The following is a 23,643-nucleotide window of genomic DNA, read 5'->3' on the forward strand; positions in this document are numbered from 1 at the left end:
TTCTCCTAGTATTAGCGATGTCTACGACGGGCTACGCCTACGCTTGAATAAGTTCTTGGTTCATAATTATCTCTAGTTGGAGTCTTTACTTAAACATCGCTATTTTTCTGCAAATTCAAACCAATCCCAAATGCATTTTTAACGCTGCATCAATTAGTACCATTATCTCTTCGTTTAAACTACCTAATAGTTCACCAGTAATTCGTTGCTTAGAAATTGTTCGCACTTGCTGCGCCTGTACTTTAGAAGGCTTCGTTAAACCACTAATCTCTGGATTAAGCAAAACTTCAAAGGGATAAACACGGCTCACATTAGAAGTAAGCGGTAAAATTGTCACAGTGGTAGCAGCACTATTACTTATATCATTACTGACAATTAGCACTGGACGACGTTTACCCATTTCTGAACCCATCACCGGACTAAGATTTGCGTAATAAATATCACCACGTTTCATCTGTTAAACCATCTGCCACTGTCACGTCCCAATCGTTATCAACTTCAGCAGACGCTTCTCGGTAAGCTGCCTCTAATTCTCGGTTTCGCAGCAATTCTAATGCTTCTTCAATTACTTGAGAACGAGATTTACATCCTTTATCCCGCTTGTAGTTTTCGACAAACTTCACTAAAGACGGCGGCAAGGAAATAGAGAGTTTTTCTACATTCATCTTCCTACCAATTAGTAGCAAAAATAACCCATACTAATATCCTAGCTTAATCTCAAAGCCCAGCAGATCCGTTTGGCTAAGTTGCTGTAATTACAAATTGTAGTTACAATTAGGTAAGCGTAGCTGTGTTTTGGTGATGCAGTTTGAATGGGATGAAGCAAAACGTCTTACTAATCTTCGCAAGCACGGAATCGATTTTATCGATATCCCAGCAGTATTTGATGGAGACACGGTGACGGTTGAAGACGATCGCTACAGCTACGCAGAGCAGCGTTTCGTCACCTTTGGCTTGTTGCAAGGGCGAGTCGTTGCTATTGTCCATACAGATCGTGATGATTTAACGCGCATTATTTCTGCAAGAAAGGCAACCAAATATGAGCAACGAATCTATTTCGAGCAACTCTCAGACTGATTGGCAACGGCTTGATGCTATGAGCGATGAAGACATTGATTTATCAGATTGCCCGGAAATTACACCAGAACTGTTTGCCAAGGCTATAGTTCGACGGGGTTTACCTGCGTCAAAAAATAAAGCACAGGTGACGTTACGCATTGACAGCGATGTATTGGAGTGGTTTAAGTCGCAAGGACGGGGTTATCAAACGCAGATCAATACCTTACTGCGAGCATATATGGAAGCTCATCGATAGTTAGTAAATCGATGCTGTGCAATAGTTGAACTTCTGAGGCATTGCTTGGGTAAGCTCTTGGTTCATAATTATCTCTAGTTGGAGTCTTTACTTAAACCTAATCTTAATTTGATCCACTCTGTTTTTTCAAAAAAATTAGATCGTTCCGCTTCGCTACACTCAAAAAGGGTAAAAGAAAGAAGGATAGAGGGTAAAAGAGCTAAAGTATAAAGGGCTACTGAATAATCCTCCCGGCAGCGCACACAATACGAAAACCAATATTGCCAATGAGGTTGTCGCGCGAGTAGTAGTTGACGCGGGACGCGGAACGGCAGCTTCCAGGAGTGTTGAACCAGGAACCGCCCCGCAGCACTTGATATTTATTATCATTATCTATCCATGCACTTCCATCAGTAGGCGCTTCTTTATAGCTGTCATGCCAAGTATCTTGGCACCACTCCCAGACATTCCCGTGCATGTCGCATAATCCAAAGGCGTTGGCTGGAAAACTTCCTACTTCTGTTGTTTGTTGACGATATTTGCCCTTTGGTGCAGAAGCGTAGGTGGAATTCCCATTGTAGTTGGCTAACTCAGTTGTAATCGTCTCCCCAAAGTGAAATGGTGTCGTTCTTCCTGCACGACAGGCATATTCCCACTCTGCTTCACTTGGTAGGCGATATTCGCGCCCAGTCTTTTGACTCAGCTTTTTACAAAATTCTACTGCATCATTCCAGGACACTGTCTCTACAGGACGTTTTGCTCCCTTGAAGTTGGACGGATTGCTACCCATTATTTGCTGGTATTGTTCCTGAGTAACTGCAAACTTGCCTATAAAGAAAGCAGGTACATTTACAGCGTGTTGTGGTTCTTCATATTTGGTTTGACCAGTTTCACCGGGTGGTGAACCCATCTTAAATGAACCAGCAAGAATCTCAACCATCTCCAGAGTTATGCCATTACCTAAGTCCTCCTTAAAGAACTTAGCTTGCTTGGTAGGATCTCGTTTAATTACCTGTCCCTTTTCATCTACTGTTACCGTTTCAAACTTAAAGGTTTCAAGCTTAACGGGAATATATTTGGATGATTGACCCTTCAAAATTTCACGACTTACTACTGCTGTCACCAAACCTAAACCTCCCAAGCCAGCCCACTTCAAAAACTTTTGTCGGGTTATTGGCTCTTGAATCCTTTGAGTGGGTTGAGTAGGGCTTGACTGCTGAATCGGAGATTTAATCAATTCTTGGCGATATTCCATTTCCTGTTGCTGCTTTAGTCGTAGAGCTTCTTGTTGTTTTTCTGCCTCTTTCTGCCTGATTCTCTGTTGCTGTTTTCGGTTTTCTGCTTCTGAAGATTGTTGAATAATAATTGCTTCAAGTGAAGCTATTTCCGCATCATTTAGTTCTAAAATTCGTTGAAAGCGCTTAAGTTCTTCACGAGTAACATCACTGAGAGGATATTCAAACTGCATCGACTCTCTAAATACCTGCTCATACTGCTGAAGTTTTTGCTGATGTTCTTCGATCGCAGCAATAATTGGATTTTCAATTGCAGTCACATCCTCAGCAGTCAGATTCAATGCTTGATGACGTTGCGTTAGTTGAGAACGTTTGAAAGCACTGAGCGGATATTCTTGCTGAATAGCTTCTGTAAATTCTTGCTCGTATTGCCGCAAGTTTCCTTGATGGGTTTCAATCTCCGCATTAATCCGCCTCTCGATCGCTCCAACATCCCCTTCACTCAACCCCAACGTCTGCCAGGTTTGCTGCAACTGCTTTTGCATCAACTCATCTGGATAATGCTTACGTTGCGTTGCCTTCACAAACGCCTGCTCGTACTGCTGGAGTTTTTGATGATAGCCTTCAATCTGCGTTGTGATTTGCGCTTCGATTGGGGCAATATCTACATCCGTCAGTCCCAAGCGCTGCTGCTGTTGGCGTAAGTCATTGCGGGTTGCTTCACTGAGAGGATATTCCTGCTGCGTGGTAGTAAAAAACAGCCGTTGGTAGTCCTGGAGTTTTTGGTGATATACCTCCACCTCAGCCGTAATCTGAGATTCGATCGCCGCAGTATCTTCATTTGCCAGCTCTAATTGCTGCTGGGTTTGCCGTAAGCGATCGCGGCTTGCTGCACTCAGGGGAAACTCCTGTCGCAGTGCCGTTGTAAACGCTTGCTGATATGTTTGCAGGTTTTGCTGATGCGTCTTAAATCGTACAGTCACTTGTGCCTCAATCGGCATCGTGTCCTCATTCCGCAGCCCCAAAATTTGCTGGAGATTTTGCAGATCGTGGCGATCGCTATCGGTAATTGTCTCGTCTCGCTCCAGTAGGTCGGTGAATACCTGCTGATACTGCTGGAGTTTGTCGCGGAACTCATTGCGGTACGGTTCCAACACCTCATCTTCGACCGCCTTCGCCTCAGTTGTCTCCAATCCCAAGCGAGTCCTTAGTACATCCAATGTCCGACGACCAACAAAGGAAATTTCGCCTCGATGAATAAATCGTGCTACCTCTTTACGGTATCGCTGTCTGGGATCGCCCGGAGCCACCTTTGCCAGTCGAATTTTAAAGCCTTCTCGAATTGCATAAATTTCCGGCTTCATCGCCGGTTGAAGTTCTCGCACCTTCTGACTGGCGTATTCATGGAGTTCATCGATGGAGATGAACTCATCCTGATCGCGATCGGCTTCTCCCGACTTGATACCTTCAATCAAAAAGCGAGTGTAAATCGATAAATCTTGCCCCTCTTGCTCAAAGGAATATTGAGTCGAAGTAGAAGAAGTCAATACTGCTCGTCCTTCACCGCCTAACTGCTCCCGGATGTCAATCGTGCCGTCATCTTTGGCAGACATACCCTCAGCAAACGCGCCACTAAAGCAGCTATCTAGGATCACCACCTGCCGACGGGAGCGGCTTTCGCTCATGCGATCGTGAATAAAATTGGCAGACACCGACGTTGAGCGAATCAATTCACCCTGCTGCGTCTTACTAGTGTTGCGAGTTGCCAGATACAGCCTACCGCGATCGTCTTTGATGCCGTGTCCCGAAAAGTACAGCAACAGCAAATCATCTTTGTACCGTCCAGAGAATAGCGTTTCGATCGCCATTTCTACAACTTGTCGTTCAGGATTTTTTAGCAGGGTAATATCTGACGCGGCAAACCCGCCCATCTCTGGATGCAGCAGTACACCATACACTGCTTCCACATCTCTAACTGCACTGGGCAACGGGTTCAGCCCTGGCTCATACTCACTGACCCCAATCAGCAACGCTACCTTCGCCATTTAATTTACCTATGCTGCGATCAAATCCTATGCGGCTTTAATCTCTGTATTGTTTCCTTTATACCAAGTTTTAGAATATTATCTCTATCAACCGGACTAGATTATAAGCTAAATTTTTAGAGCAAAATTTAATCAAGCGTAGGCGTAGTCCGTCGTAGACATCGCAACATGGAAAGAGACACTGCTAAATTAAAGTATAAATCTTACCTATTTATGTAAGAAAAATCTAGGCAACTACTGTATCAGTATCCAACCGCGACTTAGTAGAGCATTTCATTAATTCATAGCAAATTAAATTTGGCAATACCCTGCAATGTTAATGTATCGGCTGACAATACCAATGCATCGGGAAACAATGCTAATACATCGGTTGACAATGCCAATGCATCGGGTAACAATGCCAATGCATCAAGTAACAATATTAATGCGTCCCTTTGCATTAAACAAGCTACGCTTTTACACAAAATTGTACGTATTATATATTTTTGGCATCTATAATTTTCCCTTTTAGCTGTTTATGACCCTCCGCCCTGATTCTACCCTGAGCTTGGTTTCTCCCAGTATTAGCGATGTTCGCCAACAAGTCGCCCCTTTAAAACTAGGAATTATGGCTTCTGGGAATGGCAGTAATTTTGATGTCGTTGCTCAAGCTATCCAAGATGGGCAGCTAAATGCCCAAATTCAAGTTTTAATTTACAATAACCCCTCGGCGAAAGCAGCCGTAAGAGCAGCTAATAGAGGTGTAGAAGCTGTTTTATTGAATCACCGCAACTATAAAAGCAGAGAAGAGTTTGATGAGAAAATTGTGCAGACATTACGACACTACGATGTGGAATGGGTGATTTTGGCAGGTTGGATGCGATTGTTAACATCAGTTTTCATTGATGCCTTTCCTGACAAAATAATTAATATCCATCCTAGTTTGTTACCTAGTTTCAAGGGAATCCATGCTGTAGAACAAGCCTTAGCATCTGGGGTAAAAATCACTGGTTGTACAGCGCATATAGCTTGTTTAGAAATGGACAGTGGCCCTATATTGATGCAAGCCGCAGTACCCGTATTGCCGGATGATACAGCAGAAACACTCCATGCCAGGATTCAAATTCAGGAACATCGAATTTTACCATTAGCGATCGCTCTGGCAGCTTCTTCGTCAAAAACTACACTAAGCCCAATACACTTGGATTAAAAGAGGACAAGGAGCAGGGGGCAGGGAGAAAAGGGGAAAAAGAACTTGCATCAAGCCTTTCACTTTCCCCCTGCTCCCTGCTCCCTGCCCCCTTGCTTCTTCCTGCTCCCTTGCCTCTTCCACAAAGCTATTCACGAGAGTCAGCTTCAGCAGCTTGATACGCTTGTAGGAGCCTAGCATGATCGAGAGTAAATCCTACTTGCATCGCTATCTGGGCAAATAAATCAATCTCAGGCTGTTCCCAATCACGGGGCCCAGAACACTGATGTGCAATTAACAAACCAAATAGCTGGTCATCTTTGATAATGGGTGCTACTAAGTTTGCTTTCACACCAAAGGATTCGAGCAAGCTAATGTGACAATCAGCCAAACCGGACTCGTAAATGTTGTTTGTTGCAACAACGCGGCCAGACTGGTACTTTTCTACATAGCCTTCAGTGAAACAGGGGTCGTAGATTTTAGAGCGCAAAACTTTGGGATAACCTGGAACCACTGATTCAGCAATTATAATTCCGAACCAATTAGCGTAAAAGCTATAAACCAGCACTCGGTCAATACTCAGTCCTTTGCGAACCTCTTCTACAGCGGTTTTGATTACATCCTCTTCGTTGAGCGATTGGCGAATGCTGTGGGTAATATCCACCAATAACTTACTCCGCATACTTTCAGCTTCGATTCGTTGCAGGAGTCTTGCATGGTCGAGAGCAAATCCCACTTGCATTGCTATCTGGCCAAATAAATCAATCTCAGACTGTTTCCAATCACGGGGTCTGGAGCACTGATGGGCAATTAATAAACCAAATAACTGTTCATCCTTAAGAATGGGGGCTACTAAATTTGCTTTGACAGCAAAGGATTCGAGTAAGCTGATGTGACAATCAGCCAAACCGGCTTCATAAATGTTATTTATTGCTAGAACGCGACCAGACTGATACTCTTCTACATAACCTTGGCCAAAACATGGGTCTTGGATTTCAGCTCGCAAAACTTTTGGGTAGGTGAGAACAACTGATTCGGCAATTATAGTTCCAGACCAATTAGCATTAAAGCTATAAACCATGACTCGGTCAGTACTCAGTACTTTACGAACCTCTTCTACAGTCGTTTTGAGGACATCCTCTTCGTTGAGCGATTGGCGAATGCTGCCGATAGTATCCGCTAGGAACTGACTTTGCACACCTTCAGCCTCAACTCGTTGCAGGAGCCTTGCATGGTCGAGAGCAAATCCCACTTGCACCGCTATCTGGGCGAATAAATCAATTTCAGGCTGTTGCCAATCACGGGATCTGGAGCATTGATGTGCAATTAACAAGCCAAACAGCTTCTCATCTTTGAGAATGGGGGCGACCAAATTTGCTTTGACAGCAAATGATTCGAGCAGGCTAATGTGACAATCAGCTAAACCAGCTTGGTAAATGTTGTTTGTGGCTACAACGCGACCAGACTGATACTTTTCTACATAACCTTGACCGAAACATAGGTCTTGGATTTCAGACCGCAAAACTTTGGGATAACCTGGAACGACTGATTCGGCAATTATAATTCCAGACCAATTAGCATTAAAGCTATAAACCAGCACTCGGTCAGTACTCAGTGTTTTGCGAACCTCTTCCACAGTGGTTTTCAAGACATCCTCTTCGTTGAGCGATTGGCGAATGCTGCGGGTAATTTCGATAAATACCTGAGCTTTATCTGCCTTGGTATCTACCTGTTCTAGAAGCTTGGCGTAGTCAAGGGCAAATCCTACTTGCATGGCTATCTGAGCGAACAAATCAATCTCAGACTGCTGCCAAACGCGAATTCTAGAACACTGATGTGCAATCAATAAACCGAATAGCTGTTTACCTTCGAGAATAGGTGCGACTAAATTAGATTTGACAGCAAATTGCTCCAGCAACTCAATATCACTATCACTGAGATCGGCTTTATGGATATTATCAATAGCACGGATAGAACCATTCTGGTATTTTTTTATATACTCTGCCTCGAACCCAGGCTCAGAGACTGTAACCCCTAATATTTTGGGCAAACCAGGCGCTACTGCTTCGGTGATAAAGGTTCCATTACAGTCGGAGTTGAAGCAAAAGACGGTTACGCGATCAATGCTTAAAGCTTTACGAATTTCTTCTGAGGTAGTTTTGAGAACATCTTCTTCATTGAATGATTCTCGAACCCATCGGGTAATTTTAATTAATAATTGGGAGTAATCAGCTTCGGTTTCTTTCTCCTTTACCAAAACTGAAAGCAGTTCTGTGAATAAGTTTATGTTTCTCTCTAACATCACTAATTCATCTTCATTAGCGATGAAAACTTGAGTAAACTCACTGTCTGGACGTAGCTTGTTTTTGATAAGATTAGAAGTTGCAGCAGCCTTGCTGACTCGACTAATAGCTCGATTCGTTACAAAAACAGCGATCGCACCTGCCAAAATTGCTATTACCCCCATACCTGTTAACAAGAGTGACAGTTGTCTCTGTAGAACAAGTTCAGTTGCTGTTGAACTTTTTACACTCTCTTGTCTGGCTTGCGGAATTTGTTTAGTAATTATATTAGCAATATTGTAGTAAGTAATTGTGCCAATTGCAACCACAGGAAGGACACTGATGCTTAGTGCCCAAACTATTGCTTTAGTCTTTAAACTCCATTTTTGTTGCCACAGTCTTTGTTGACGATTTCGTCTTGCTTGGTTTTGAGAAAAAGACTGACTCATAAATGAAACCTGGATTGTTGCAATTGAGAATCAAGTAAATAACCTCACAAACAAATTCTACACAAAAGTTATTAAATAAGGGCTGGCTTTCAGGAGTATCTTGAGGCACTTACCTTCTACGTCATACTCGATAACGCTTTTGTTACTTTTGACCTCAAAAAATTGGCTCTAATTAACGGGCTTGTTAGCAATCAAATGGCGCGCTTTGTTTGAATGTTTCATTTTCTCATCAGGAATTGCGATTTTCTGACAAGACAGCCAAACATTTTTTCTTTTTTAACGAGAGTTCTACAGACTTCTGACAGTTAGCCTTCCCCGTAAGAAGTAAGTTTGCTTATTTCGGAGATATATTAACGTGAGTTCAACAAACTTCTCCCTGCTTTGAACTAAAGTTTAAGTTTCTCTCCGATTTGGAAAGGGACGGTTTTGCGTAGTAAAACCTCTTAGAGGTCTTTTGATTGAGCTAATTAGACAGACACGACACTATATGAGTAGTCAAACTTATCTTATATTAACCTAACTATGCCTTCTAGCAGAAGGGCTGTGCGCTGAAGGCAAACGTTAGGCTGTTTGGGTTCTTAATAGAGACGTTACTTTAAGTTAGTTGACAAAATTTTGCATAATCGCGCACATCCTAACTTCCTGTTGCTGCTGATTTCTTTCCATTTCTGTCGCTGTTAACAGTGGCAACGAATCGTGGTTGCTCTTCACTGGGAGTTGGCGACTCGCCTCGTAATTCCTTGCGGCGCTGCGTCTTAGGAACTCCTCCCACCATACGGACAATCAACAGTTTTAGCTGCTTGCGGAGGTAGCATACAGATTTTGCTGTGGCGTGATGGGCTTGCAGTAACGATGTGGTAAAGCGATCGCACCTGAGTTAAGTTACGATTATTGCATACTTGAAACTTGAAGCCCAATATCAAAAGTTGCTGCGTAGCCAAGGCTTGTTTTAGTAAGCTTGAGCAACATTTGTTCGCCACCATCTTGAAAAATTCCGTCTCCAGCGTTCTTCAACTGGCGTTGTCCCTTGCTGGCGTATGGTGTTTGGGTGTGTACTCGATCTGTAATCGAGTCATCAAAGTATAGCTGCGACGTAAACTCATAACTCTGTGCTGATGACGTATCTGTGCGAACCTTAAAGTGGACATGGACAGTTCTGCCTTGATACCAACCAGGATAAATAGTTGTGAATTGGACAGTTCCATTCGCATCCGTGACTTGATAGCCGCGCAGGAACTTTTTGCCGACGGTACTAAAACCTGGATCTGTCACGTCTGAATAAACGCCTAGTGCATCACAGTGCCAAATATCCACGATCGCACCTGCGCGTAGTGTACAACCAGTATTGCCAATTTGCGAAACCCGCAGCGTTAGTTGCAGTGGTACACCATCTTTCACTGAACCGTCCGCGGGATCGGAGCGGATATCAGAGCGGTTGAGCTTTTCGTCCACGAAATAGGGCCCTTCGGTCTGCTCTGGAGTCACGACACACGCAGGTGATGTACCAGAGTTGGCTAAAGATGATGCTGGGATGGCTACACTCGATTGCGCCTGTGTGGATCTGGATTTTCTTGGTATGCATCCAACTACAATTATTGCAGTTCCGGCTGCCCTAAATAGAGCAAGTGCTTTTCTTCGACTCAAAATGCGACTTATTTGACAATCCTCTTTTTTCATGCTGTATTTCCCAGGTTTTTGTCATTCTCAAAGTCCTCCAATTTATCGGAGGATTTAGGAGGATCTAAAGTTTTGGATACTCTCAGCTACAACTTTTCAAACATCCTCTGAGGAAGAGGTTTTGTAGTAAAGACTTTATTACTTAGAAAATAAGGATTAAAGTCTTTACTACGAACTTGCTTATCTCTCAATTTCAACCTGACAGACTATTACTACGATTAATGGATAATTTAATTTTTTCCTTAATCTAAATAATGTTCAGCTATTTTGGTGCATTAGGGCGATCAACACCAGGAGGATGAGGTGGAACACCTAGTGCGTCGATCAACTGTTGTTCAGTTACACCCAGCTTTGCCGCCGCGGCTGCAAAATCAGGTCGAGGTGGACGCTGATTGCGATCGCCTGGATTTGGAGGATTAGCAGGGACTCCTAACGCTGCCTTTAACTGTGCTTCTGTAACTCCTAACTTGGCCGCTGCGGCTGCAAAATCAGGTCTGGGTGGACGAGGCTGTTCGTTTGATGGTTGGTTGGGCGGTTGTTGCGCCTGTGCAATTTGATTAGCGGCATTTGCTTGATTGAGTGAAATAAAACCAAACGTGCCAACCAAAACAGGAATTGCTGCTACCGCTAACACTCGACGAATATTCATAAAAATCAACCTTCAAAAGGTAGGGTGTTCATATTTCTAATTGAGCCACTTCAAAATTACAGCTTGCTTATTTTCTAAATTACAGTTTTGTAATTTGAACAAAAAATAATGAATTTAAAATAGAAGAATATATTAATTAATAAATGCTTGTGAACGTTCTATTTGTCGAAGATGAAGCGAAAATTGCTAACTTTGTCCGGGCAGGACTGAAGGAGCAGGGATTTGTCGTAGACTACTGTGATAATGGTGATGAAGGATATCTGCGGGCATTAGACAACGAATATGATGCGATCGTACTCGACATTATGGTGCCGGGAAAGGATGGACTATCGATTTTAAAACTTTTGCGGCGGCAAGGTCGGAATGCTCCGGTGATTTTGTTGACGGCTCGGAATGAACTAGACGATCGCTTGGAAGGGTTGAATTTGGGAGCAGATGATTATATCGCTAAACCGTTTTTTGTGGAAGAGTTAGCGGCTCGAATTCATGCCGTTGTGCGCCGGAGTGTAAGCGAACGCCAAAATCTGCTTTGCGTTAGGCCAATCAAACTCGATCGCATCACCAGGGAAGTCACTTGCGATCGCCAGGCAATAGAACTCACCAGCCGCGAGTTTAATCTTCTAGAATATCTCATGCGCTCTCCCGGACGGGTCTTTACTCGTACCCAAATCTTAGAACACGTTTGGGGCTACGACTTTAACCCCAACACCAACGTTGTGGATGTTTGTATCCAGCGAATTCGTAAAAAGATTGATCCCCTTGATGAAGTAGTCTGGATTGAAAGCATTCGAGGGGTTGGATACCGATTTCGCAAGCCAGATTCTAGCTCATGAAACTCCCTTCGTTTCGACTCCGGATTGCCCTGTTGTCTGCGGCTTTAGCTGGTAGCGCGTTAGTCGGATTTGGTGCAGTTTCCTGGTTTCAGATTTACAATGCTAAGATTAGCCGCCTGGATGCAGAACTATTAAATCACTTAATGCGGGCAACTCGTTCACCCGATCGCGAACGATGGCAGTTTTATGCAGACTCATTACCTTATGCCTTCGGCGGCGGCACAAATATAAAAACCCCCATTGCTTTGCTGGTACTTGACGCAAACGGCAACACACTTTACGAATCTAACTCTCTACCTGCCGATCTCAAGGTGAATGGTCTGCTGGTTCAACGTCTTCAGTCAACACCTCTACCACCTCCTCCTCCGAAAGAACCACCACCTTTACCTGACTTTTCACGGGATCTCGAAAACCTCTCCCCTAAGAGGGGAGAGGCTTTGAATTCTCCCCCTTCCCGCGTCGGGAAGGGGGCTGGAGGGTTAGGTTTCGTGTTAGATTTTCCAGATAACGTGAAAAGTCGTCCACCCCTGATTCGTCCACGCTCACCTCAATTTGTCACTGAGCAGACGGCAATAACAGCTTGGCGAATTGGAGCAACTAGATTTCCCAATGTTCAGGTTGCCATTGCCGTTAGCTTGCAAGCCGTGGATCAAGAAATGGCTATCATTCGCAATATCTTCCTGGTTTCCATTCCAGGAGCGCTTCTACTGGTTGCGGTGGGAGCATGGTTAGTTTCTGGTGGTGCTTTGCGTCCCATCCGGCAATTAACGGGTGTTATTCAACAGGTGACTGTCAAAGGGCTAGATCAGCGGATTCCGATTGGGACAACTGATGTTGAATTTGTCGAACTGATTCAGGTGTTTAACCTGATGCTGGAACGCTTGGAACGGAGTTTTACCCAAGCTTCCCGCTTTAGTGGTGATGCCGCTCATGAACTGAAAACCCCGCTGACTATTTTGCAAGGCGAACTGGAAAGAACACTGCAACAGGTTGATCCCGGAAGTGAAGTGCAACAGCGCTTAAGTAATCTGTTGGATGAGGTACGCCGCCTGAGTGGAATTATGCGAAAACTTTTGCTGCTATCTCTTGCAGATGCGGGAAAAATGAGCTTGTACCTGGTTGAGGTAGATATGTCTGAGTTGCTCATGGAGATGCTAGAAGATGTGGAAATGCTAGCTCCCCAGTTGACTGTGCAAACTGACTTCACTGATGGGTTGCGGGTACTGGGCGATCGCGATTTGCTGATTCAAGTTTTGCAAAATCTGTTCAGTAATGCCATCAAATACAATCTCGCCAACGGCTGGATAAAAATTCACGCTCATCAAACTCCCACAACTCTCCACATTACTATTGCCAATGCATCAAAAGATATTCCATTAAGCGACCGCAATCGCATTTTTGACCGCTTTTATCGCGGCGATCCTGCTCGAACCCGCAAGGTAGAAGGAATTGGATTAGGACTCAGCCTAGCCCGTGAAATTGCCCGTGCACATCATGGCGATCTCACCCTTGACTCAACACCTTCTGGTCAAACAGCATTTACCCTCACCTTACCAATGAAGTTACATAATATTGATGGGGTCTACATCAATAGTTAAGCTAACAGACGAAGGACAAAGCGATCGCACTTCTTGCCAATCTGGCAACTGTGGTAATGCATCGGGGTCAAATTTAATCAATATTTGCCAGCGATAACGATTAGCTACCCGTAAAATACTCGCTGGTGCTGGGCCTAATATCTCGAATTCTTCTTCTGTACTCAAGGCTGTGGCAATAATTTGCGCCGTATTTTGCACTTGAATAGGGTCGAGACTACTTAAGCGCAACAAAATTAACCGCCCATAAGGGGGATAATTGAGTGCTTGGCGTTGTTCTAACTCAGCTTCAGAGAAAGACTGATAATCGTGCGATCGCACTGCTGCAATTACCTGATGCTCTGTAGTATAAGTCTGCACAATCACCCTACCCGGATCTTCACCTCTACCAGCACGTCCAGCGACTTGAGTCAAGGTTTGAAATGCCCGTTCACTGGCACGATAATCTGATAAATTTAGCAATCCATCGGCAGCGACAACGCCCACAAGTGTCACCTGTGGTAAATCCAAACCTTTGGTAAGCATTTGCGTCCCCACTAATAAATCCGCTTCGCCGTTGGCAAACTTGGTAAGTAGAGTCCGGTGTGAGCCTTTGTTACGGGTGGTATCGCTATCAAAACGAATCAAGCGCAACTCTGGAAACTGTCGCGCTAATTCCTGCGTGACACGTTGAGTACCGCTACCGAAAAATTTTAGGTAAGGGGAACTACAATCAGGGCAGAATTTAGGATGCGATCGCGCATAATTACAGTAATGACACCGCAATAATTCCGGCGCTTTTTCTTCGGTGTGGTGATACGCCAACGACACATCACAGTGCGGACATTCCAGCACATATCCACAACTGCGGCAAGATACAAAAGTACTGTGTCCCCGGCGATGGATAAATAAAATTCCCTGCTGTTTTCTTTCTTGCAACTCTTGCAAAGCTGCTTGCAGCGATCTACTAAATATAGAACGATTTCCCTGCTGCAACTCTTGCCGCATATCAACTATTTCCACCGGCGGTAAAGGGCGAGAGTTGATGCGTTCAGGCAAACTTAAATAATATGCCCCCTGCTCCCTGCCCCCTGCCCCCTGCCCCCTGCCTCCTACCTCCTGCCTCCTCACGCTTACCCAACTCTCCAACGAAGGCGTAGCAGAACCCAACACCAAGGGACAATTTTCTAATTCTGCTCGCCACTGGGCAACGGTGCGGGCGTGGTAGGTGGGTATGGGAGAATCTTGTTTAAAGCTGCTGTCGTGTTCTTCATCTAAAATAATTAAACCCAAGTTGGGCAAAGGGGCGAAAACGGCGCTGCGAGTACCAATCACAACTTGGGGTTCTCCAGCAAGCATTTGTCGCCAAGTGTCGTAACGTTCACCGTCGGAGAGGGCGCTGTGATAGACGCTAACTTTATTGCCAAAACGGGCGCGAAAACGATCAGTTAGCTGGGGTGTGAGTCCAATTTCTGGGACTAAGACGAGGGCGGATTTTCCTTGGTTGAGGAGGGGTGCGATCGCTTGCAAATATACTTCGGTTTTTCCTGAACCTGTCACCCCATGCAACAAAACTTGAGTGAATCCATCTAGCCTCCGGATTGTTTCTAAAGCGCTAGCTTGGGCAGTAGTTAAGGATTTAGCGCTATCACCTACTAAAGCTGGCCCCTGTTCTGTTCGCAATACTTCCCGTTCTTCAACAACGATGTAACCCTTTTGTGCCAACGTCTTGAGAATAGAGGAACTAGCATTGCAAATTTGCAACAATTCATTTTGCCACAACTCCCCACCATGTCGCCGCAGCACTTCCAAAATTTCTCGTTGGCGAGTAGTTAAGTCGTCGTCGATTGTACCTATGAGCGTGACTGCTTTTTGCAACTTTGGTCGAGTTAGTCGTGGCGGTTCTAAGTAACTTTCTACTAAACCAAATCGTAATAACTCCCGAATTCCCCGATAAGCAGATTTGACTTTTTGTTGAAGGTAGACAAAACTATAGTCCCCCGCTGGCTGCCCTTGCAAAAGTTCCCAAACTTGCCGCGCAGTTGGAGTCAAAAAAGCCAAAGGATCGGCAGATGCCAGTAAATAACCACTCCCCCCTGCCCCTCTGCCTCCAACCAAGCGAATACGCCGCTGCGATCGCCCCAGCAATCCTGGTGGCAGCGCAACCCGGATTACTTGAATTAGGGGCGTATAGTAATATGCAGCTACTCGATTGAGTAATTCCCAATAAGCACTTGGGAAAAACCCAACGCTAACTATATCTTCTACTTCCCGAATTTTTTCTGGTGGTAAATCGACATTTGGTTGTACCAGTAACCGAATAGCGATCGCTCCTAATTGTTGTGCTCCAAATGGCACGCTCAATATATCCCCTGGTTTTATTTCTAACTGGGCTGGCAATCGATAGATAAATAGTCCTGTACTTCCTGGACAGTCTACCAGGACTTCAACCCACCGATTAAGAGTTGTACCTGACTGGTATGATTCACTAGCTTGGGCCACCACTAAAGGAGATAAATTTACGTCATTAATATACATACTTTCTGACTTTATAGTTAGATATTTTCCTCACATTGCTGGTCAAAATTAACCTAGCTAACTCAACTTTAATTTTTTGCTTTCTTAAATTTAAATGGTATTTCTCAATACTGTTATCCTTCATAATACTTGATAAGTTTCCTCTTATGTAATCTACTAGACAAATTCGTATCAACTATACATGCAATAAATATTTGGTACCCACTAACCAAATAAAAATATGTCGGCTCTTGCTGCAATAGTTACTCCATCTACTAAATAGGGAGTAGCCTTTTTCCGCCTATCGATAGATATTCAACCCTTTCTGCTTATGAGATGCTTTTATACAAATAAGAACATCCCGAAATTAAGCTGCCATTATAGTAATTTGTATTGTCTGGGTAACTATAAATCGGGAATGCATAACCCCAGCACCAGGTTTTCGATTTATCCAGTAACTTCCAACGCCGAAGACATTAAAAATATTTAGAAAAATATATGAAAGTTTAAGAAATTTGGATGGTTAACTGAGAATTTTATATTTGTTAAGGTTGAGAAAGTTTGAAGGGGGTTTGACATATTTGATAATTCGGAAAAAAATGAAGAATATATCTGTTGGGAGCCTGAGAACAAAGTTTTGTTGGGTGCTAAGTCCAGTTTCGTTATAGGTTGTATAGAACCGTAACCTATATGTGCTAGGTAGATGCCAATTTATTTCTGTGGAGAAATAAGCATCAGCCTGTGTTTCGCTATATAAAGGGGTGCATCATCCATTAGGGAAAACTACCAAGCCTCAAACGAGTAGCTGTAACTAAATTATGTACCAAACAAAGCAACAATCCCTAAAGGAAACTATGAATATTGTTGAATTGGGAAAAATGGAAATACTGGAGAATGCTGCTGATATCGAAGAACCATCACTTGATAGTTTAAATGCAGTAGCAGAAGAAGAATCTCCAATTGTAGTAGAAAATTTGGAATCAGATGAACGCGACGGAGATGAAATGGCCGCGGCTCGTCCTTCGGGATACAATAAAACCGAACATGATGATGCTGTTGGCGCGTTTTTTAAGGAAATGGCGCGTTATCCACTCCTAAAACCTGATGAAGAAGTAGAGTTAGCGCGGCGAGTCAGATTTCTAGAGGAAGTCAGAGAAATACAAGCTGCCTTAGAGTTAAAACTGGGACAAGAAGCCAGTAAAGTAGAAGTGGCTTCTGAGCTTGAAATGACGGAAAAGCAACTAGAAAGTCGCTTGTATCAAGGTAGAGTAGCGAAACGCAAAATGATTCGCTCGAACCTGAGATTGGTAGTATCTATTGCCAAGCGATATCTGAATCGGGGAGTGCCTTTTCTGGATTTAATTCAGGAAGGAGCAATGGGTTTAAATCGCGCTACAGAAAAGTTTGATCCCGATAAAGGATATAAGTTTTCTACTTACGCCTATTGGTGGATTAGACAAGCAATTACTAGAGCTATAGCTAACGATGCGCGGACAATTCGCCTACCTATTCATATTGTTGAAAAGCTTAACAAGCTAAAAAAAGCACAACGAGAACTCAAGCAAAAACTCTGTCGCAATCCGACTGAAGGTGAAATGGCAGAAGCTTTGGAAATTAGTGTGCAACAACTACGCCAGTTACAACAGTTACGCCGTCAAGCACTTTCTCTCAACCACCGTGTCGGTAAAGAAGAAGACACGGAATTGATGGATTTGCTAGAAGATGAAGATAACCTGTCTCCAGAAGCAAAAATGAATGAAAACATGATGCGTCAGGAGATTTGGGAAGTCTTGGGTGACGTTTTAACTCCACGGGAGAAAGATGTGATTTCTCTGCGCTATGGTTTGACAACCAGCGAACCCTGTACCTTAGAAGAAGTTGGCAATATGTTCAATCTTTCTCGTGAGCGAGTGCGTCAAATTCAAAGCAAAGCTATGCGGAAATTGCGGCGTCCTCACATAGCCAAACGCTTAAAAGGTTGGTTGATTTAATTACATTGATCAAGATAGAGATGGAATACCCGATCTAATTAACTTTGTAATTTGCAAAAACTGGGCGTTTTGTACCTTTTTTCGGCTTTTGTTTAGTCATTGCTCAAAAAAATTGCACAGTTGCCTATAGACTATGGACTATGAACTATAGACTATAGACTAATGACTTTGTGTAGCAATTTGATTGTGCGTTTTGCTGAACCAGCCGATTACAGCGTACTGTTTAAATTAATTGAGGGGCTTGCAGAGTATGAAAAATTATCTCACGCTATCACTGGTAATGCTCTGGCACTTAAGGAGCATTTATTTGGTTCACGGAGGTATGTAGAGGCAATATTAGCAGAATCTGCGGATCAAGCTGTTGGTTTTGCCCTATTTTTTCATAATTATTCAACATTTCTGACTAAGCCAGGAATTTATCTGGAAGATTTATTTGTTTTACCAGAATATCGCAGGCAAGGTATTGGTAAGGCTCTCCTTACTAAAGTAGCCCAGATAGCTGTAGAACGTGATTGTGGGCGGTTAGAGTGGAGTGTCTTGGATTGGAACGAGTCAGCCCAAGCATTTTACCGTAGTATGGGAGCATCTATATTAGATGATTGGCGGATTTGTCGCGTTACAGAAGATGCGCTTACTCAGTTAGGATCTGTCAAATAAAAACAAAGGATGAAGTATAAAGGATGAAGCGGGATAATTTTTATCTTTTATATTTCATTCTTAAAATAAATTTTTATTCTCATCATAGACATAGATTTTAAGCAGCTTGTCGCTAGACATCACTCTGTACTAACAACCTTAAATTTACAGTTATTTTCATGTAAATAGCTGTAAAATATCGAATATTCAAAATCCAAAAACTTGAAAGCGAAGTTTGACAGCTTGTCGTTTGACTATAGCAGCGCCTCAACTCACAATTATAGAGGATATTGCAGCGAATAAGCCGTTATTGCAGAGAGAACACGAAATGAAAAAAATGATTACAGTGATGCTGTTAGGCATAGCAATCTTCACTTTTGCCTTCAGTAGTCCAGCCTTGGCAGCAGATGCTGTTAGTGGAGCTAAAGTATTTAGTGCCAATTGTGCCTCTTGTCACGCAGGAGGTAAAAATCTGGTTCAAGCTCCGAAGAACCTGAAGAAGGACGCTTTAGAAAAGTATGGTATGTACTCAGCGGAAGCGATTATTGCCCAAGTTACAAAGGGTAAAAATGCCATGCCTGCCTTCGGCAGTCGTTTGAAACCTAACCAGATTGAAGATGTAGCTGCTTATGTGCTTTCCCAAGCAGATAAGGACTGGAAGTAGGCTAAAATCTAACTTCAAAAATTAACAACTTGCGGGGCTTTTTGTCCCGCTAATTTTGTTGCTTCTAAAATTGTCAGACAGGATGCTTATACCAATTTTGGATTTTGGATTAAGAGTCTTTACAAAAAGACTGTTTCCAGAACATCAAACAATACTACCTATCCTAATTTGGTATTATGAGTGATTTATGGCGATTATTTGTCAGTCTAATTATTGCTTTAACTTTCGTTTTTTTGACTCCATCCGCACATTCATTACCCATATCTATCACGCACACGCAAATTACAGCGAGTGATTTTTTGGGATTGGGTGTAGATAAAATGCGCCGAGGGAATTACCAGGAAGCAATAGAGAATTTCAACCAGGCGATTGAACTTGAGAAAGATTTTGCTGTCGCTTATAGCGATCGCTGTCTCGCTTATCTCCAATTACAAGATTACCATCAAGCTGTTACAGATTGTACGCAAGCCATAAATTTTGCACCGGATAACTTTGAGGCTTATCTGAATCGGGGTTTGGCACTCTACAGACAAGGGGATTATCCTGCTGCCATTGTCGATCATAATCGAGCCGTTACACTTAAACCCTATGATTTTCGAGCTTACTACAACCGAGGGCTAGCCCGTGCTGGCGAGGGGAAAGACTCGGAGGCAATTCTTGACTTTAATTTAGCCCTAACTCAAATTCCTCAAAGAAGCAGCTTACTGCTTGCAGATATCTATAATGACCGAGGTTTAGCGCATTTAGTCTTGCAAGATACCCAAGCAGCTATGCTCGACTTTAATCTAGCAATTCGTCTCAATGCTAACGATTATAGAGCCTACTTTAACCGAGCTTGTGCTTGCGGACGAAACGGAGATGACTTTGGTGCAGTGCGCGATTTTTCCCAAGTCATCAGACTTAACCCCAGTAATGCCCAGGCTTATGTTAATCGGGGAGTAGCTCACTATCGCTTAGGATATCATTTAGCTGCGATCGCTGATTTACAAAAAGCATCTGAGTACTATGGACAGCAAGGAAAAAAAGTTGCTTACGAAAAAACTCTAGATTTACTGAAAAATCTGCGAGAACAAATTTCGTCTGTAACGGAAATCGCCCTTTTCTAACAGTGTAATAACTATACAGGGTATCCACCAGCTTGAAAAATCTCTTCGGCGGTTAAATTTAATTCGGGGAAAAGAGGTGAGATAATGCGATCGCTACCTCGAAACTGACTTACTTGATATTCTCCCTCAATTAAAGTGTAGAGCGAGACAGTTGGTTGTTTGGGGTTGCCAATAAATCGCCTACCGCCTAAAGCAGCGTAGTCTACAATCCAATATTCTGGTATACCTACAGCTTCATAGTCAGCAGCTTTTTTTAAATAATCATCACGCCAATTGCTACTTACTACCTCAACTACTAAGGGTATTGATTCCGCTTGGCTTACAGTAGATTCTTTTTTCCACAGAGGTTCGTTTACTAAATTGGGGCGATTTAATATCAGCACATCTGGTGAGTAAGCCGATTCATTTTCAGGCGGTTTGACTAATGCTGTTTTGGGTATGAAGTAAGGGAGATTTAAACGAATACACTCTCTAGTAATTTCAAAGGCTAAAAATCCAACTACCTCTTCATGATCGCCTGTAGGTTGCGGCATCTCTACAATTACTCCATCATGCAATTCATAACGTTTTCCTGTGTTGTCAGGATATTTAGCAACGAATTCATCGAATGTAACTACTTTGCGTAAGGTTTGAATCATAAATTATTGTCTTCTATTGTGTTTGTGAAGCATTCATTTTTCTCTATGCTAACGTAATTCGTAATTACTACATATAGCGCTTCTCAGTTAAATTCAATACAAACTTAACCTCAGCCCCTTCGCTGCAAAGGAAAGGGAGTAAGCTTCAAAGCCTCTCTCCTAAAAGTATTATATGTAGGTTGGGTTGAGGAACGAAACCCAACATTAATCGGAGTGTTGGGTTTCGTTCCTCAACCCAACCTACAAATTTTTTTGCAACTAATCTTATTGTTGCAATTCCAGTTTTGTTAAAGGAGCCAAATAATCAATTATTTAAAGACATCAGTGATTTTTTGATTTAAATTCTTTATATTGCTGAAATCTTTGAAATATTTTAGCAACTTTATAGAAAAATATATTTTTCTATAAAGTTGAGTATCTTTTTCTTCTTGTACTGCTAGCTAATAAGGCGTAACACCATCAAAGAGCGATCTGTAACTGGTACAGTTTGAGAACCTGAAACTAATTTTCCTCGGTCTAAAAAGCGAGGTTCATTAGTGTCAATTACTATCTCCCATACCTTTTCTTTAAATTCATGGGGCAAAGCAAAGTCAATTAACTCATAGTGAGCGTTAAAAAATAACAGAAAACTTTCATCAATAATCCGCTCTCCACGATCGCCTGGAGTAGCAATTCCCTGCCCATTCAAAAAAATCTCCATTACTTTGGCATAACTAACTAGCCACTGCTTCTCAGTCATTTCACTGCCATCAGAATTAAACCAAGCAATATCATTAATGCCTAAACCGTGGATGGGGCGACCTTGAAACCACTTACGCCGTCGGAATACTGGATGCTGATGGCGAAAATTAATTAGTTCGCGTGTAAAGTCTAGTAAATCCGAGTTCGCTTTATGCAAATCCCAATGCCGCCAAGAAATTTCATTGTCTTGGCAGTAAACATTATTATTTCCCTTTTGACTACAGCCAATTTCATCCCCTTCTAATAGCATTGGGACACCTTGAGATAGCATTAGGGTTGCTAAAAAGTTTCGTCGTTGCCGTTCGCGCAAACGCATTACTTCTGGATCGTCGGTTTCACCTTCTGCACCACAATTCCAGGATCTATTATGGCTTTCACCATCTCTATTATCTTCCCCGTTTGCGTGGTTATGCTTTTCGTTGTAGCTGACCAAATCATTTAACGTGAAACCATCATGAGCAGTTATGAAATTAATACTTGCATTTGGGTTGCGCCCGTTTGTTTGATATAAGTCAGGGCTACCGGTAAAACAATAAGCAAATTGTCCTAAACTATCATCTACACCACGCCAAAAATCTCGTACTGTATCCCGATATCTTCCATTCCACTCAGACCAACGCAGTGGAAAGTTTCCGACTTGATAGCCGCCTTCTCCTAAGTCCCAAGGTTCAGCAATGAGCTTCACATCTGCCAAGATTGGGTCTTGATGAATAATATCAAAGAAAGCTGATAGGTTATCTACTTCATATAATTCCCGTGCCAGCGCCGAGGCCAAATCAAAGCGGAAGCCATCTACATGCATTTCTGTTACCCAATAGCGCAGGCTATCCATGATTAACTTCAGAACTTGAGCATGACGCACATTCAGAGAGTTACCACAGCCTGTAAAGTCCATGTAGTAGCGAGGATCGTCCTTTACCAAACGGTAATATACAGAATTATCAATACCTCGCAAAGATAGCGTTGGCCCGAAATGATTTCCTTCGCCAGTGTGGTTGTAAACCACATCTAAGATCACTTCAATTCCGGCAAAATGTAGTGCCTTGACCATTTGCTTGAATTCAGTGACTTGTTGTCCCACAGTTCCACTAGCACTGTAACTAGAATAGGGGGCAAAATAGTTGATGGAATCGTAGCCCCAGTAATTGCTTAATCCTTTATCTTCTAAATGTCCCGGATGAGATAGAAAATGATGTACTGGCATCAACTCAACTGCTGTAATTCCTAATTGCTGTAAGTGTTGAATTGCAGCTGGATGCGCCAACCCGGCATAAGTGCCACGCAACTCTTCTGGAATAGCTGGATGTAGTTTAGTAAAACCTTTGACGTGAGTTTCATAAATAACAGTTGTATGCCAAGGTGTATAAAGTAGTTTATCGCCTTCCCAATCAAAAGATTGATCGACAACAACACACTTGGGCATTATTTTGGCATCATCTAATTCAGAAAAAGCTAAGTCTTTTTCCTCAGCATTTAGAGAGTAGCCAAAGACAGATGGATCGTTACTAAACTCACCGTCAATGGCCTTGGCGTAGGGGTCAATCAATAATTTGTTGGGATTAAATCGATGACCTGCTTCCGGTGCCCACATCCCATGCACTCTAAATCCATACTTTTGACCTGGGCCCACTCCTGGTAAGTAACCATGCCAAACAAAATTGTTTTTTTCTGTCAAAGGTATACGAATTTCTTCGCCATCATTATCAAATAAACAAAGCTCTACCCCTGTTGCATTTTCCGAAAATAAAGCAAAGTTTGTCCCTTTCCCATCCCAAGTTGCGCCTAAAGGATATACGTTCCCTGGCCATAAAGCTACATACATAAGTTAATCTTGAATAATTAGTTTTTCGGTAAATAATTGACTTTGATTTTTTTGAATAATTAGTTAAGATTTGAAGTTACTAATAATTCGTTAAAATCATCAATATTACAATTTAACCTCTTAATAATGTTATCTGCTCTATCATTAGTAATAGAAATCTCTATTCCTTTAGTTTGAAAAATTTAACGCAGAGGGCAACGATATCTATAGTAGGATGCACTAACGCTACAAAGCAAGGGTTTTAAACCCTCACTGTTGCCTCAGCTTTCCACAGCGTAAGGCTCTTTACATGGCTTTAAATCATTCGGGGTCGAATTTTCTC

At 42.7% G+C, this 23,643-nt stretch carries 20 protein-coding genes; 9 read left to right on the forward strand and 11 right to left on the reverse strand.

Annotation, left to right across the window (positions count from 1 at the left end; all coding sequences use genetic code 11):
* Positions 1 to 115: 115 nt before the first annotated feature.
* Together RM347_RS20030 and RM347_RS20035 are read right to left on the reverse strand one after the other, a co-directional pair.
* Complete coding sequence (locus RM347_RS20030; protein ID WP_322716935.1) at positions 116 to 454, reverse strand: type II toxin-antitoxin system PemK/MazF family toxin; 339 nt, start codon at positions 452 to 454, stop codon at positions 116 to 118.
* Positions 441 to 665 carry a ribbon-helix-helix domain-containing protein gene (locus RM347_RS20035; protein WP_322716936.1) on the reverse strand — a complete coding sequence of 75 codons (225 nt, stop codon included), beginning with the start codon at positions 663 to 665 and terminating at the stop codon, positions 441 to 443. The genes RM347_RS20030 and RM347_RS20035 overlap by 14 nt, the downstream gene beginning before the upstream one ends.
* Positions 666 to 801: 136 nt before the next feature.
* Here RM347_RS20035 and RM347_RS20040 point away from each other — a divergent pair, with 136 nt between their 5' ends.
* Together RM347_RS20040 and RM347_RS20045 are read left to right on the forward strand one after the other, a co-directional pair.
* Positions 802 to 1,077, forward strand: a complete 276-nt coding sequence (locus tag RM347_RS20040) for a BrnT family toxin (protein WP_322716937.1) — start codon at positions 802 to 804, stop codon at positions 1,075 to 1,077.
* A complete protein-coding gene (locus RM347_RS20045) occupies positions 1,040 to 1,315 on the forward strand; it encodes a BrnA antitoxin family protein (RefSeq protein ID WP_322716938.1) in 276 nt (91 codons plus the stop codon). The genes RM347_RS20040 and RM347_RS20045 overlap by 38 nt, the downstream gene beginning before the upstream one ends.
* Positions 1,316 to 1,529: 214 nt before the next feature.
* Here the strand turns inward: RM347_RS20045 and RM347_RS20050 are convergent, their stop codons facing one another.
* Together RM347_RS20050 and RM347_RS20055 are read right to left on the reverse strand one after the other, a co-directional pair.
* On the reverse strand, positions 1,530 to 4,574 hold the full coding sequence (locus RM347_RS20050) for a caspase, EACC1-associated type (protein ID WP_416211874.1): 3,045 nt from the start codon (positions 4,572 to 4,574) through the stop codon (positions 1,530 to 1,532).
* Positions 4,575 to 4,855: 281 nt separating this feature from the next.
* Positions 4,856 to 4,993, reverse strand: a complete 138-nt coding sequence (locus tag RM347_RS20055) for a hypothetical protein (protein WP_428850585.1) — start codon at positions 4,991 to 4,993, stop codon at positions 4,856 to 4,858.
* Between the two features lie 98 nt (positions 4,994 to 5,091).
* Between RM347_RS20055 and purN the strand changes: the two genes are divergently transcribed.
* Positions 5,092 to 5,763, forward strand: a complete 672-nt coding sequence (gene purN / locus RM347_RS20060; protein ID WP_322716940.1) for a phosphoribosylglycinamide formyltransferase — start codon at positions 5,092 to 5,094, stop codon at positions 5,761 to 5,763.
* Between the two features lie 127 nt (positions 5,764 to 5,890).
* Here purN and RM347_RS20065 read toward each other — a convergent pair whose 3' ends face one another.
* From RM347_RS20065 to RM347_RS20080, 4 genes are all read right to left on the reverse strand, one after another.
* Positions 5,891 to 8,473 (reverse strand): GAF domain-containing protein, encoded by a 2,583-nt coding sequence (locus RM347_RS20065; RefSeq protein WP_322716941.1) that lies wholly within the window; start codon positions 8,471 to 8,473, stop codon positions 5,891 to 5,893.
* A gap of 634 nt (positions 8,474 to 9,107) precedes the next feature.
* The gene (locus tag RM347_RS20070) at positions 9,108 to 9,260 is read right to left on the reverse strand and encodes a hypothetical protein (protein ID WP_322716942.1); all 153 of its coding nucleotides are present in this window, start codon (positions 9,258 to 9,260) and stop codon (positions 9,108 to 9,110) included.
* Positions 9,261 to 9,361: 101 nt separating this feature from the next.
* Positions 9,362 to 10,150 (reverse strand): intradiol ring-cleavage dioxygenase, encoded by a 789-nt coding sequence (locus RM347_RS20075; protein ID WP_322716943.1) that lies wholly within the window; start codon positions 10,148 to 10,150, stop codon positions 9,362 to 9,364.
* A 262-nt stretch (positions 10,151 to 10,412) separates the two neighbouring features.
* Positions 10,413 to 10,799, reverse strand: coding sequence for a hypothetical protein (locus RM347_RS20080; RefSeq protein WP_322716944.1), 387 nt, complete (start codon positions 10,797 to 10,799; stop codon positions 10,413 to 10,415).
* Between the two features lie 149 nt (positions 10,800 to 10,948).
* Between RM347_RS20080 and RM347_RS20085 the strand changes: the two genes are divergently transcribed.
* Both RM347_RS20085 and RM347_RS20090 read left to right on the forward strand, forming a co-directional pair.
* Entirely contained in the window at positions 10,949 to 11,632 is a 684-nt protein-coding gene (locus RM347_RS20085) for a response regulator transcription factor (RefSeq protein WP_322716996.1), read from the forward strand.
* Entirely contained in the window at positions 11,629 to 13,230 is a 1,602-nt protein-coding gene (locus RM347_RS20090; RefSeq protein ID WP_322716945.1) for an ATP-binding protein, read from the forward strand. Before RM347_RS20085 ends, RM347_RS20090 begins: the two co-directional genes overlap by 4 nt.
* Here RM347_RS20090 and priA read toward each other — a convergent pair.
* On the reverse strand, positions 13,195 to 15,744 hold the full coding sequence (gene priA, locus RM347_RS20095; protein WP_322716946.1) for a primosomal protein N': 2,550 nt from the start codon (positions 15,742 to 15,744) through the stop codon (positions 13,195 to 13,197). The genes RM347_RS20090 and priA overlap by 36 nt on opposite strands.
* Positions 15,745 to 16,541: 797 nt before the next feature.
* Here priA and RM347_RS20100 point away from each other — a divergent pair.
* The 4 genes from RM347_RS20100 to RM347_RS20115 all read left to right on the forward strand — a co-directional run bounded on the left by RM347_RS20100 (position 16,542) and on the right by RM347_RS20115 (position 20,120).
* Positions 16,542 to 17,714 (forward strand): RpoD/SigA family RNA polymerase sigma factor, encoded by a 1,173-nt coding sequence (locus tag RM347_RS20100; protein WP_322716947.1) that lies wholly within the window; start codon positions 16,542 to 16,544, stop codon positions 17,712 to 17,714.
* 162 nt (positions 17,715 to 17,876) lie between these two features.
* Positions 17,877 to 18,371, forward strand: a complete 495-nt coding sequence (locus tag RM347_RS20105; protein ID WP_322716948.1) for a GNAT family N-acetyltransferase — start codon at positions 17,877 to 17,879, stop codon at positions 18,369 to 18,371.
* A 307-nt stretch (positions 18,372 to 18,678) separates the two neighbouring features.
* The gene (gene petJ, locus RM347_RS20110; RefSeq protein WP_322716949.1) at positions 18,679 to 19,014 is read left to right on the forward strand and encodes a cytochrome c6 PetJ; all 336 of its coding nucleotides are present in this window, start codon (positions 18,679 to 18,681) and stop codon (positions 19,012 to 19,014) included.
* Positions 19,015 to 19,190: 176 nt separating this feature from the next.
* Positions 19,191 to 20,120, forward strand: a complete 930-nt coding sequence (locus RM347_RS20115) for a tetratricopeptide repeat protein (RefSeq protein ID WP_322716950.1) — start codon at positions 19,191 to 19,193, stop codon at positions 20,118 to 20,120.
* Positions 20,121 to 20,131: 11 nt separating this feature from the next.
* Here the strand turns inward: RM347_RS20115 and RM347_RS20120 are convergent, their stop codons facing one another.
* On the reverse strand, positions 20,132 to 20,758 hold the full coding sequence (locus RM347_RS20120) for a Uma2 family endonuclease (protein ID WP_322716951.1): 627 nt from the start codon (positions 20,756 to 20,758) through the stop codon (positions 20,132 to 20,134).
* A 436-nt stretch (positions 20,759 to 21,194) separates the two neighbouring features.
* Positions 21,195 to 23,321 (reverse strand): glycogen debranching protein GlgX, encoded by a 2,127-nt coding sequence (gene glgX / locus RM347_RS20125; RefSeq protein WP_322716952.1) that lies wholly within the window; start codon positions 23,319 to 23,321, stop codon positions 21,195 to 21,197.
* Between the last annotated feature and the right edge of the window lie 322 nt (positions 23,322 to 23,643).

The sequence above is a fragment of the Nostoc sp. ChiQUE02 genome (assembly GCF_034531305.2).
Classification (GTDB): domain Bacteria; phylum Cyanobacteriota; class Cyanobacteriia; order Cyanobacteriales; family Nostocaceae; genus Nostoc.

Bases quoted from the DNA above. Each gene is read 5' to 3' on its own strand.
- RM347_RS20030 (WP_322716935.1), bottom strand. From the start codon at position 454: ATGAAACGTGGTGATATTTATTACGCAAATCTTAGTCCGGTGATGGGT.
- RM347_RS20035 (WP_322716936.1), bottom strand. From the start codon at position 665: ATGAATGTAGAAAAACTCTCTATTTCCTTGCCGCCGTCTTTAGTGAAG.
- RM347_RS20040 (WP_322716937.1), top strand. From the start codon at position 802: ATGCAGTTTGAATGGGATGAAGCAAAACGTCTTACTAATCTTCGCAAG.
- RM347_RS20045 (WP_322716938.1), top strand. From the start codon at position 1,040: ATGAGCAACGAATCTATTTCGAGCAACTCTCAGACTGATTGGCAACGG.
- RM347_RS20050 (WP_416211874.1), bottom strand. From the start codon at position 4,574: ATGGCGAAGGTAGCGTTGCTGATTGGGGTCAGTGAGTATGAGCCAGGG.
- purN (WP_322716940.1), top strand. From the start codon at position 5,092: ATGACCCTCCGCCCTGATTCTACCCTGAGCTTGGTTTCTCCCAGTATT.
- RM347_RS20065 (WP_322716941.1), bottom strand. From the start codon at position 8,473: ATGAGTCAGTCTTTTTCTCAAAACCAAGCAAGACGAAATCGTCAACAA.
- RM347_RS20075 (WP_322716943.1), bottom strand. From the start codon at position 10,150: ATGAAAAAAGAGGATTGTCAAATAAGTCGCATTTTGAGTCGAAGAAAA.
- RM347_RS20080 (WP_322716944.1), bottom strand. From the start codon at position 10,799: ATGAATATTCGTCGAGTGTTAGCGGTAGCAGCAATTCCTGTTTTGGTT.
- RM347_RS20090 (WP_322716945.1), top strand. From the start codon at position 11,629: ATGAAACTCCCTTCGTTTCGACTCCGGATTGCCCTGTTGTCTGCGGCT.
- priA (WP_322716946.1), bottom strand. From the start codon at position 15,744: ATGTATATTAATGACGTAAATTTATCTCCTTTAGTGGTGGCCCAAGCT.
- RM347_RS20100 (WP_322716947.1), top strand. From the start codon at position 16,542: ATGTACCAAACAAAGCAACAATCCCTAAAGGAAACTATGAATATTGTT.
- RM347_RS20105 (WP_322716948.1), top strand. From the start codon at position 17,877: ATGACTTTGTGTAGCAATTTGATTGTGCGTTTTGCTGAACCAGCCGAT.
- petJ (WP_322716949.1), top strand. From the start codon at position 18,679: ATGAAAAAAATGATTACAGTGATGCTGTTAGGCATAGCAATCTTCACT.
- RM347_RS20115 (WP_322716950.1), top strand. From the start codon at position 19,191: ATGAGTGATTTATGGCGATTATTTGTCAGTCTAATTATTGCTTTAACT.
- RM347_RS20120 (WP_322716951.1), bottom strand. From the start codon at position 20,758: ATGATTCAAACCTTACGCAAAGTAGTTACATTCGATGAATTCGTTGCT.
- glgX (WP_322716952.1), bottom strand. From the start codon at position 23,321: ATGTATGTAGCTTTATGGCCAGGGAACGTATATCCTTTAGGCGCAACT.